The following is a 9971-nucleotide window of genomic DNA, read 5'->3' on the forward strand; positions in this document are numbered from 1 at the left end:
TTTATGTCGGTGGCCGGTATGACGACGACACTGACACGATGACGGGCCAGGCGTTTGTCCAGTACCAGATACCGGCGGAGCCGTGCTACCCGTTCCCGGTTGTGATGATTCATGGAGGCGGACAGACTGGCGCGGGCTTCCTGTCGACGCCCGATGGTCGGCGCGGCTGGGCAGACAACTTCGTCGCGGACGGATTCGCCGTGTACGTCGTCGACGCGCCAGGCGGAGGTCGAGCCCAAGGGCACGATCAGGTGGGCGCACTGCGCCCGGCAACAGCGGTCGCCGGCCGAGTGTGCGCCGACCGTTCGGCACCGTCGTGGCCGCAGGCGCATCTGCACACCCAGTGGCCCGGCGATGGGGGACGGGGAGATCCGACCTTCGACCAGTTCTACGCGTCACAGGTGTCGAGTCCGGTCGACGCAGCGTCGGTGGAGCGGGCAATGCGCGACGCCGGCGCCGCGTTGCTCGACAAGATCGGTCCCGCAATTTTACTCACGCATTCCCTGGGCGCCCCGCTCGGTTGGCAGATCGGCGACGCACGTCCGGACTTGACGCGTGCAATCGTGGCGATCGAGCCGAACGGTCCGCCCGTCTACGACGTACGATTCACTGCGGAGCCGGACTGGTTCGACGACGGTGACCTGGCCCGGCCGTGGGGAATAACGCGGGCGCCGATCACCTATTCGCCGCCCGTCGAATCTGCGGGCGAGCTGGCGTTCGCGCGTCAGGAAAGTCCCGACGGACCCGGATTTGCGCGGTACTGGCGTCAGACAGAGCCTGCGCGCCGGCTGCCGAGTCTGGCTCGCCTCCGAATTCTGATCGTGTCCGGTGAGGGCTCGTATCATGCGCCGTACGACCACGCGACATCGGCGTACCTCGCCCAAGCTGGTGTCGAGCACGATTTCGTTCGACTCGCCGATCGAGGTATTCGCGGCAACGGACACATGATGATGTTGGAGAAGAACAGCGCCGACATCGCGTGCTTACTCCGCGAGTGGATCCTCTCCAGTCCTGCATGAGGTGCGGGTGCTGCAGCGGACGAGTGTGAGTAGTAGGCGTTTATCCAATGATTAGTTCCGCGTGGAGTCGATCGTCGTTGTCGGTCCTCGGGAACACCACCCCGCGGATTGATCTCGAGTAGCGCCGCTGGCTCCGGCCTCGGCTGGAAAACAGTGGTGTTACTTGGGAATTCCGCGTTGGTCCGGACTGATGGGGAGCGACCCGTTATAGCGAGGAACTCAGCACGTCGCCAAGTAGGGCCTCCAGGCGCATCTCGCCCTCTCGAGTCTCACCACCTATGGCGAGGAATCGCTCGACGTTGGCCAAGGACTCAGACGAGGCCATGAGTCGTCGGAGTCTGAAGTTCTCTTGTCGCAGTCCATCCTGGATGGGTCCGTCTGCCAGGGCGATGACTTCCTTCGTGAGGCGAACAGCCTCCGCAGGGCAGGCGGCAATGCGCCGCGCGGTGCTGGAGACGTAGTCGTCGATCTCCATAGGCGGAAGTGCGCGGTTGAGGTACCCCCAGCGTTCCGCTGTCAGCGCATCCAGATCGAGCCCACCCATGATGAGTTCAATCGCACGCGACCGTCCGACGAGGCGTGGCAGGTATTGCGATGCACCGCCGCCCGGAACGCTGCCGATGGGAACCGACATCGTGTTGAAGACGGCTTTGCCGATGGCGCCGAACTTCATGTCACACGCCATCACTATGGCCGCGCCACCGCCGCTAGCTCGGCCCTCCACCTGTGCAATCGTGATCTTGTTCATCGTCCTCAAGCGCTCGCAGATTTCATGCATGTGGTTGAGACCGACCTCATCTACCGACGCGGGGATTTTTGGTGGCTGCATACGGTAGAGGTTTGCGAAGTCGTTGTGAGTGATGAAGATTTCGGGATCCCGACTCTTCAAGACGACGACCAGCGCATCGGGGTCGGCCGAAACGTGCCGGGTAAATGTGTCGAGGTCTTCTACCAGGTGGCGTGTCAAGAGGTGCAACGGTGGGTTATCCACAGTCGCGGTGACTATTCGCCCCCGGTCCTCTACCTTCAACGTGGTGAATGAGTCGTACTGCGGGCGGGTCATGATGTTCCCTAGGGCTGTTGGTGTGGGATCGGGTGCAGTGGGATGCCCAGAACGCCGGTCGCGTCGCATATTCTAGTGCGCCTTGGGGCAAGCAATTTGACGGTCAAGCTGTAGCGAAATACTAGAAGTTCCGGTCACGCCCAATGACGTGCGGACCGCCGACTCGGCGGGTACGGATATACGCCCTCTAAAATGCGTATCTCACTTGGGAGACAGTTTGATTCAGGGATGACCTGCCACAATCGCTCGATGAACCGGCGCATTGTCATTCCGAAGTGCACAAGGATTTCCTCCTCGGTGGCGCCCCCGAATGGTGCCCACTTGCTGGCAAACTCAATGAGACACTCCGCATCGGTGTCGGAATGAATCCGTTGACGGTTGACTTCGATCCAAGCGGCGCGACGCCTTTGGCGCCACTGGCGATACTCACGAGAGTTCATGCGAATACAATCCAATAGTTGGGACAGCCGAAGCCTTGGAAGTTTGGGGACCCTCGCTGCAGCGAGGGAAATACGCAGAGTGCCAGACGCTCTCGACTGTCAAACCAGGCCTCGTTGAGATCCTTCGTACGTGGTACGCCGACCCCGTGGTAGGACGATCAGGTCGATGTCGATCATGATGAAGGGGCCGAGGCGGCCAACGACGGGACAGGCAAGAATTTGACGGTGCATGGCAAGGAGCACCTTGACAAAGGTCCACGGCGCCGTCGCCGTCGGGTGCCGTCGGACAGACGGCACCCGAGAGCTGGGTCGATCAGAGTTCGCGCTTCATTTCGAAGCCATCGTGCTGATGTCGATGACGAAGCGATACTTGACATCACCGGCAGCGACCCGATCGTAGGCCCGATCGATCTCATTGGCGTCGATCACCTCCACCTCGGCAGCGATCCCGTGGGTGGCGCAGAAATCGAGCATCTCCTGCGTCTCTTCGATACCACCGACCAGAGTTCCCGCGATCGACCGACGGTTGTGCAGCAGGGAGAACACATCGAAGCTGATCGGACGCTTCGGGACACCGAGATTGACGAATGTTCCATCGAGCGCGAGCATCTTGAGGAAGGCGTCGTAGTCGAGGTTCGCCGGCACGGTCGACACGATCAGGTCGAAGGTGTCGGCATAATCGGTGTAGACCGTCGGATCCGTCGTCAGCCGATAGGCATCGGCGCCGCGACGCAGAGCGTCGGCTTCCTTGTCCATGGTCAGATCCAGCACGGTGGTGTGTGCACCCAGGGCCTTGGAGATCGACACGCCGACGTGTCCGAGGCCGCCGAATCCCACGATCGCGACCCTGCTGCCGGGTCCGGCCTTCCAATGGCGGAGAGGGGTATAGGTGGTGATTCCGGCGCACAGAAGGGGCGCAGCCTCGTCCAACGGGAGACTGTCCGGGATCCGGAGAACATACGCCTCGTCCACGACGATCTTCTCGCTATACCCACCCTGGGTGACCTTCCCGTCACGGCCGACGGCGTTGTAGGTCCTGATGTGTTCCACACGGCAGTACGACTCGAGGCCGGCTTTGCAGTGGTCGCACTCCCGGCACGAATCGACGAAACACCCGATCCCCACACGGTCGCCCACAGCGAACTTGCTGACCTCGCCGCCGACGGCGGACACGGTTCCGGCGATCTCGTGTCCAGGGACCAGCGGGTAGTTCGTGCTGCCGAATTCGCTGCGCGCCCGGCTGACATCGGTGTGGCAGATGCCGGCGTACGCAATGTCGATCAGTACATCCGCCGGGCCGACCTCCCGTCGCTCGATCTTGGTCGCTTCGAACGGCGCGCCCGGGGCCGCCGTGGAGCGGGCGTTGACAAGCATCATTTGTCCTTTCTCTTCGCCATCGCCGACCACTGTGTGGCCGAGGCGGATCGGATATGAATCTGTTCAGGTCGGTCAGAAGACGAACACGCCTTTGCCTGCGTCCTGTTTGTCGAACTTCGTGTATGCCTCTTCTGCTTGGTCCAAGGACCAGCGATCGCTGAACAGGTCATCGACCGGCAGCGCGTGACGTTCGATGAAGTCGGCGCATTCCAGCTGCTGAACACTCGACAGTGACCAGGACGTCATGACGGTCAGCTGCCGTGAGAGGTTCTGCCGGACATCGAGTTCGACGGTGCCACCCAACCCCACCACGCACAGACGACCCCATGGTGCCAGCGCCGCCACGGCTGACTTGGCAGCTACGGTGGCGCCGGAAGTCTCGACAATCGCCGGTGCGCCCAATCCTCGAGTCAGATCTTTGATCGCCTGGACGGCGTCGACGGACCCGGCGTCGACGGTCTCGGCAGCACCGAACCGAGTCGACTGGGACAACCGCTTGGGCTCGAGATCCACTGCTATGACTCGCGCTCCTCGCGCCGCGGCGAGCATGGTGGCGGAGAGACCGACCGGTCCTTGCCCGAACACCACGACATCGGTGCCGCCGATCTCGCCGAGTCGTTCCAGCGCGCCCCACGCGGTACCTGTCCCGCATCCGATCGCCGCGCCGGCCTCGAAGGAGAGGGAGTCGGGAAGTCGAAGTGCCGATCTCGCTGCAACCTGCATGAACGGGGCATGGGCGCCGTGCGCGTTCTTGCCGTACACGAGGGGAGCGCTGGTGGTGCACATCTGGGTCCACCCGGACCGGCATGCGACACAGCGTCCGCAGCCCGCGTAGTGATGGATCATCACACGATCGCCGATGGCCACGCTGTCGTCGGCACCCGGTCCGATCTCCTCGACGACGCCGGCCGGCTCGTGGCCACCGACGCAGATTTCCCCTGCGTCGGGCATGGCATCGGTGGTTGCACGGTAGTAGTGCAGGTCGCTCCCGCACATACCCGATGCGGTTACCTGGATGACGATTTCACCCTCGCCGGGCTTCGGGTCTGGAAAAGGGCGCAGTGAAACCCGCCGATCTCCGTCGAACACCAGACCCTGCATTACTACCTCCTGTTACAGATGATTTTACGGGTGCCGACACCCTCAGATGGCTCCAGCCGAGCGCAGTTGCTCGATCTCCTCGGACGACATACCCAGCTCCTCGAGCAGGATCTGGTCGGTGTCGGCTCCCAGACCGGGAGCCCTGGTCGGCTCCACGATCGGTGAGTCGGAGAGGAACAGTGGGCTGCCGAGTGTCATCCACGAGCCTTTGTCGTCGGACATCCGGCGCAGGACGCCACGCTCGGTGATGTGGGGATCCACCATCAGTTCGGCAAGGTCGATGACGGGCGCGGTGGGGATGCCGGTGTTCTCCAGCAGGTCGGCTATCTCTTGCTTGGTGTGTGTGCTCGTCCACCGTTCGACGATCATGTCGACGTCGTCGACGTGATCGCAGCGGCCACCCATCGAATCGAAGCGAGGGTCCTTCGCGTCGGGGTCGCCCATGATGTCGCACAGTCGATCCCAGTGCACCTGAGTTGGACACAGCACGGTCACCCAGCCGTCGCGTGCCGGGTACGCGTTGTACGGCACGACCGCCATGCCGCCGTGACGGTTCCCGGTCCGCTCCGGCATCGAGTTCTCGCTGTGAGCCATACCCGCGATGTTCGACGTGAGCGACGGCAGAATCGCGTCCTGAAGCGCCACCTCCACGTGTTGGCCTCGACCGGTGTGCTCGCGCTGGTAGAGCGCCGCGAGGACGCCGCCGACGAGGTGGGCTCCTCCCATGAAGTCGACCACGGAGGGGCCGGTGCGGGTGGGGGGTCCTTCCATGAAGCCGGTCGTGCTCATGACGGCCGTACGGGCCTGGATGGTCAGGTCCATCGCGGGCTGTCCTGCATAGGGCCCGAACGAGCCGAAACCGGTACCGGAAGCAACGATCAGCCGAGGATTGACCTTCGCCAACGCTTCGTAGCCCAGACCGTAGCGATCCATCGCTCCCGGCGCGAGATTCTGGATGAGAATATCGGCGGTCTCGGCCAGCCGCCGAAGCACGGCCTGTCCATCGGGGTTCTTCAGATCCAACCGCATGGCGCGCTTACCGGAGTTCAACATGCTGAACTGCACTGACGAGCCGTCCTCGGTGGCGGTGGCCAACCTGCGATATGGATCGCCGGCAGGCGCCTCGATCTTGATGACGTCGGCGCCGAGCCGCGCGAGCAGCATCGAGCAGTAGGGCGCGAAATAGAACTGCCCGACGCAGATGACCTTCACACCGTTGAGTGCGGGCATCCCTCACCCCTTCATGATCGTAATTACGGACAAAAGTTTGTTAGTGCGAAACGATAGGCGCGCCCATGGGGTGTGTCAATGAACCGAATGGCAGGCCGATGCGGCTGCGCCGCGACTTCGCGCGGCCCGTCGAGGGAATCCTTGACTCGTGACGGGCACCACAGTTATCGTCAGAAGATCTTTATTGGGAACATTCGTACTTATATACGAACTTTGTATCGGGTGCGAGGCCGCGGCGATTCGGCTTCACGTCGTATCGCTCCACCATCAAGGAGAAGACCGGATGTCGCTGCAAGAGCAGCCGGTGGGAGTGGATTCCCCCGCTTCGCCCCCGAGTACGAACAAGATGCGCAAGGTTGCCCTCGCGAGCTTCATGGGAACTGTCATCGAGTTCTACGACTTCATCATCTACGGCACCGCCGCGGCGTTGGTGTTCTCCGACGTATTCTTCCCCGCGTTGGGGAATCGGGCCGGCACCGTCGTTTCGTTCGCCACGCTGGGCGTGGCGTTCGTGGCGCGACCGTTCGGGGCGATCTTCTTCGGACACTTCGGAGACCGACTCGGGCGAAAGCGCACGCTGATCGCCACCATGCTGACCATGGGTGTGGCGACCGTCCTCATCGGTGTACTTCCCACTGCTGAAACGATCGGTGTCCTCGCGCCGGTCTTCCTTATTCTCTTGCGCGTTGCGCAGGGGCTGGCAGCGGGCGGTGAATGGGCCGGTGCCGCGCTGTTCACGACGGAGAACGCGCCGAAGGACAAGCGTGGCTTCTGGGCGATGTTCACCAACCTGGGAGGCGCTGCTGCCAATATGCTGGCCGCAACGACCTTCCTGCTGACCAGTGTGTTCATGACCGACGAAACGTTCGTGTCCTACGGTTGGCGGATCCCCTTCCTGCTGAGCGCGCTCCTGGTGGTCTTCGGCCTGTATGTCCGCCTCAAGCTTGATGACACTCCGGTGTTCACCAAGCAGATCAAGGGCGAGGGAGCCAGCTCACTTCCGTTCGCGGACGCGTTCCGCAACCAGGGCAAGCAGATCCTGCTCGGCGCCGGCACACTGCTGATGGCTTTCGCTCTCAACTACATGGGCGCGTCCTACCTGACCAACTACGGCACCGCAACGCTCGATCTGGATCGCTCTCAGGTCCTCGGAGCCGGCGTGTTCGGTGGTGTGATGCTCGGAATCGGCATCATCTCAGGCGGAACCCGTTCCGACCGAGTAGGCCGGAGACGGATTCTGCTGATCACGAACGTTGTCGCGATCCCCTGGGCGCTGGTGCTGTTCCCGTTGCTCGATACGAAATCGCTGGCCGCGTTCTGGATCGGTCTTGCGGTGAGCTTCCTCGTTGCCGGTCATGCCTTCGGTGTCGCGGGGTCCTTCCTGTCAGAGCTGTTCCACACCAGGTACCGCTACACCGCCGCGGGTCTGTCCTACAGCCTCGCCGGAATCTTCGGTGGTGCGCTTCCCCCGCTGATCGCCGCGAGTGTCATCTCGGCATGGGGAGGTCTCGCTTTCGGTGTCCTGCTGGCAGGCCTCGGCCTGGTCTCCATCGGGTGCACGCTGCGGTTGCGGGAAACTCGGGACGTCGACCTGGACGACATTCCGGACGCTCCACGAGTCGGCTGATCCTTCACTACTCGACCTGGTACGAGAATGTGCCGGTACCGGCACGGGTACCGGCACAGTGCTGCCGCAGTTCAGGAAGAAGTCCGACCGGCGATCGGCAACCAGACCAGCGGACTGCCTTCCTGCCTTTCCACCCGCGCCTCGCATTCCAGTCGCACAAGGTGGGACATGGTCTCGCCCAGAGCCGCGCGGGCGCCGCGCGGATTCAGCGAATCGAATGGGCGCGCCCACTTCACCGCATTCGCGACATCCCAGGCCGTGCGGTGACCATCAGCGACCGCATCCCAGATTTCGTCCAACCGCGCGAGGTGGTGCACTTCCACGTCGCGTACTCGTCGATCGACGTCGGTGAAGGTCCACTCGTGCCCGGGCGCGGCCACGGCGTCGCCGAATGGTCCTAACCTCGTGAGTGAGGCACGGTAGTCGCCGAGGGGGTCCTCTCCTGACGTCGGGCGCTGTGAGATGTTGGCCGACACGCGGGGCAGCAGGTGGTCGCCGGTGAAGATAATGTTCCGGCCGCGATCGTGAAACACCATGTGACCTGGTGTGTGTCCCGGTGTGTGCACCGCAAGAAGTTGGCCGTCGGTGTCAGGGACCGTGGCTCCGTCGACAAGTTCGAGGTCTGGCAACTGCGACGACATGTCGAGCATGAGCTGGTTACGGTCGGCGAGGAGATCGGCGGACCTGTTGGGAGGCACTCCCACACGATCGAGCCACGACGTGATCTCGGCGAGGCGCCGGCGACGGTCCGCGGTAGTGCGCGCTATCTGGGGGTACTCGGCAGGGTGAAGCGCGATCCAAGCCCCGGTCGACCGGTGGACTCGTGCTGCCAGACCGTAGTGGTCGGGATGGCCGTGAGTCACCACCACACCTGTCAGGTCGTCCAGCGTTCCACCCGCGCGGTCGAGTCCATCGGTGAACGCCTTCCAGCCCTCGTCGCTGTCCCACCCCAGATCGACTGCAACATAACCGCGATCCGACTGCAGCAGGTAGGCGAAGGAATGGCGCAACGGACTCGGAAACGGCATGGCGATCTGCCAAAGTCCGGGAGCGATCAACGAAAATCCTGAGGCGTCGGAAGCGCTCATCGGATGGTATTCCGCTCGGTGAGTGAACTTACGAGTGGTAGAAGATTATTCGACTGTGTTCGCCGGACCATAGTGACGATGACCTCTTCGATGGTGATTAACGAGTGATGGTGCGCGCAACAAGATGGCGACTGGAAACCGCCCCAGGGCAACGACACTGGGCGAGTGGTGCCGACGCTACGCCATGCCTGTCACGACGTCCACGGTAGGCGTGCGGGTCAACAGGAGGGAGGTACTGCTGTTACCTGGAAGAGCAAGACTCACGCGGATCATCAGCCCCCGGCTGAACTCGATGGGTGACACCGTCGTGGCGGTCGCGTGGGGGTTTCATAGCCCGATGAGCCAAGTCGCTATTGACGAGGACTGTGAGGCGGGATACATTCCTGGTTCACAAATGGAGCCAAAAGTCCGTATATACGTACGAATGTGTTCCGGCCGCTTCACGCGCCACGGAGCGCAACCGTCCGCAGCGCTCACTACTTCAAAGGCATTGAGGAGCACCTGCTTTGACCGACTACCTCCCCCCTTCGAGGCAGGACTCTCCAGTTGCCGAGCGCCCAACAGAGCCCGCCGATTCTTCCACGGCAAAGACGAACAAGATGCCGAAGGTGGCGTTCGCCAGCTTCATGGGGACTGTCATCGAGTTCTACGACTTCGGCATCTTCGGTACAGCAGCTGCTTTGGTGTTCGCCCATGCCTTCTTTCCGGCCCTGGGAACCTACGCCGGAACGGTCGTGGCATTCGCAACTCTCGGCGTGGCGTTCGTAGCTCGTCCGTTCGGCAGCATCCTGTTCGGACACTTCGGGGATCGTCTCGGCCGTAAGGGCTTGTGATAAATTAATCTAGCTCGGTTCGGGCGTGTCGTCCGGTGCGGGGTGGAGTGTGTAGTTCCACTCGCCGTGGAACTCGTGGCGCGTCAGGATGCCGTGGTTTTCAAGGGCTTTCATCTCCTTGTCGGGGATCTTGACACCCTTCGGATACTCGGCCTGGTCGAGTTCGGCGCGGACGGTCAGTCCGGTGCTGGTG

At 62.6% G+C, this 9971-nt stretch carries 7 protein-coding genes and 2 pseudogenes; 3 read left to right on the forward strand and 6 right to left on the reverse strand.

Going from position 1 to position 9971, the window contains the following annotated elements:
* The first annotated feature begins 38 nt into the window (after positions 1 to 38).
* The gene (locus tag ACFWAY_RS16930; protein WP_378511348.1) at positions 39 to 1019 is read left to right on the forward strand and encodes an alpha/beta hydrolase; all 981 of its coding nucleotides are present in this window, start codon (positions 39 to 41) and stop codon (positions 1017 to 1019) included.
* Between the two features lie 205 nt (positions 1020 to 1224).
* Here ACFWAY_RS16930 and ACFWAY_RS16935 read toward each other — a convergent pair whose 3' ends face one another.
* From ACFWAY_RS16935 to ACFWAY_RS16950, 4 genes are all read right to left on the reverse strand, one after another.
* Positions 1225 to 2082, reverse strand: coding sequence for an enoyl-CoA hydratase/isomerase family protein (locus tag ACFWAY_RS16935; RefSeq protein WP_378511349.1), 858 nt, complete (start codon positions 2080 to 2082; stop codon positions 1225 to 1227).
* A gap of 767 nt (positions 2083 to 2849) precedes the next feature.
* Positions 2850 to 3899, reverse strand: a complete 1050-nt coding sequence (locus ACFWAY_RS16940) for an NAD(P)-dependent alcohol dehydrogenase (RefSeq protein WP_378511350.1) — start codon at positions 3897 to 3899, stop codon at positions 2850 to 2852.
* Positions 3900 to 3971: 72 nt separating this feature from the next.
* Positions 3972 to 5000 carry a zinc-binding dehydrogenase gene (locus tag ACFWAY_RS16945; RefSeq protein ID WP_378511351.1) on the reverse strand — a complete coding sequence of 343 codons (1029 nt, stop codon included), beginning with the start codon at positions 4998 to 5000 and terminating at the stop codon, positions 3972 to 3974.
* A gap of 42 nt (positions 5001 to 5042) precedes the next feature.
* A complete protein-coding gene (locus ACFWAY_RS16950) occupies positions 5043 to 6230 on the reverse strand; it encodes a CaiB/BaiF CoA transferase family protein (RefSeq protein WP_378454924.1) in 1188 nt (395 codons plus the stop codon).
* A gap of 283 nt (positions 6231 to 6513) precedes the next feature.
* On the opposite strand from ACFWAY_RS16950, the gene ACFWAY_RS16955 reads away from it, so the two are divergent.
* Positions 6514 to 7857, forward strand: coding sequence for an MFS transporter (locus ACFWAY_RS16955; RefSeq protein ID WP_378511352.1), 1344 nt, complete (start codon positions 6514 to 6516; stop codon positions 7855 to 7857).
* 71 nt (positions 7858 to 7928) lie between these two features.
* On the opposite strand, the gene ACFWAY_RS16960 is transcribed toward ACFWAY_RS16955, so the two are convergent.
* Positions 7929 to 8945, reverse strand: a complete 1017-nt coding sequence (locus ACFWAY_RS16960; RefSeq protein WP_378511353.1) for an MBL fold metallo-hydrolase — start codon at positions 8943 to 8945, stop codon at positions 7929 to 7931.
* A gap of 599 nt (positions 8946 to 9544) precedes the next feature.
* On the opposite strand from ACFWAY_RS16960, the pseudogene ACFWAY_RS16965 reads away from it, so the two are divergent.
* Positions 9545 to 9769: pseudogene (locus ACFWAY_RS16965) on the forward strand (MFS transporter); the annotation flags it as partial.
* An 18-nt stretch (positions 9770 to 9787) separates the two neighbouring features.
* Here ACFWAY_RS16965 and ACFWAY_RS16970 read toward each other — a convergent pair.
* Positions 9788 to 9971, reverse strand: a pseudogene (locus ACFWAY_RS16970) (ISAzo13 family transposase); the annotation flags it as partial.

Source organism: Rhodococcus sp. NPDC059968, from assembly GCF_042738615.1.
Lineage (GTDB): Bacteria > Actinomycetota > Actinomycetes > Mycobacteriales > Mycobacteriaceae > Rhodococcus_F.

Excerpts from the sequence above, each read along its gene's own strand:
- ACFWAY_RS16955 (WP_378511352.1), top strand. The coding sequence starts at position 6,514 with ATGTCGCTGCAAGAGCAGCCGGTGGGAGTGGATTCCCCCGCTTCGCCC.
- ACFWAY_RS16960 (WP_378511353.1), bottom strand. The coding sequence starts at position 8,945 with ATGAGCGCTTCCGACGCCTCAGGATTTTCGTTGATCGCTCCCGGACTT.
- ACFWAY_RS16945 (WP_378511351.1), bottom strand. The coding sequence starts at position 5,000 with ATGCAGGGTCTGGTGTTCGACGGAGATCGGCGGGTTTCACTGCGCCCT.
- ACFWAY_RS16950 (WP_378454924.1), bottom strand. The coding sequence starts at position 6,230 with ATGCCCGCACTCAACGGTGTGAAGGTCATCTGCGTCGGGCAGTTCTAT.
- ACFWAY_RS16930 (WP_378511348.1), top strand. The coding sequence starts at position 39 with ATGACGGGCCAGGCGTTTGTCCAGTACCAGATACCGGCGGAGCCGTGC.
- ACFWAY_RS16935 (WP_378511349.1), bottom strand. The coding sequence starts at position 2,082 with ATGACCCGCCCGCAGTACGACTCATTCACCACGTTGAAGGTAGAGGAC.
- ACFWAY_RS16940 (WP_378511350.1), bottom strand. The coding sequence starts at position 3,899 with ATGATGCTTGTCAACGCCCGCTCCACGGCGGCCCCGGGCGCGCCGTTC.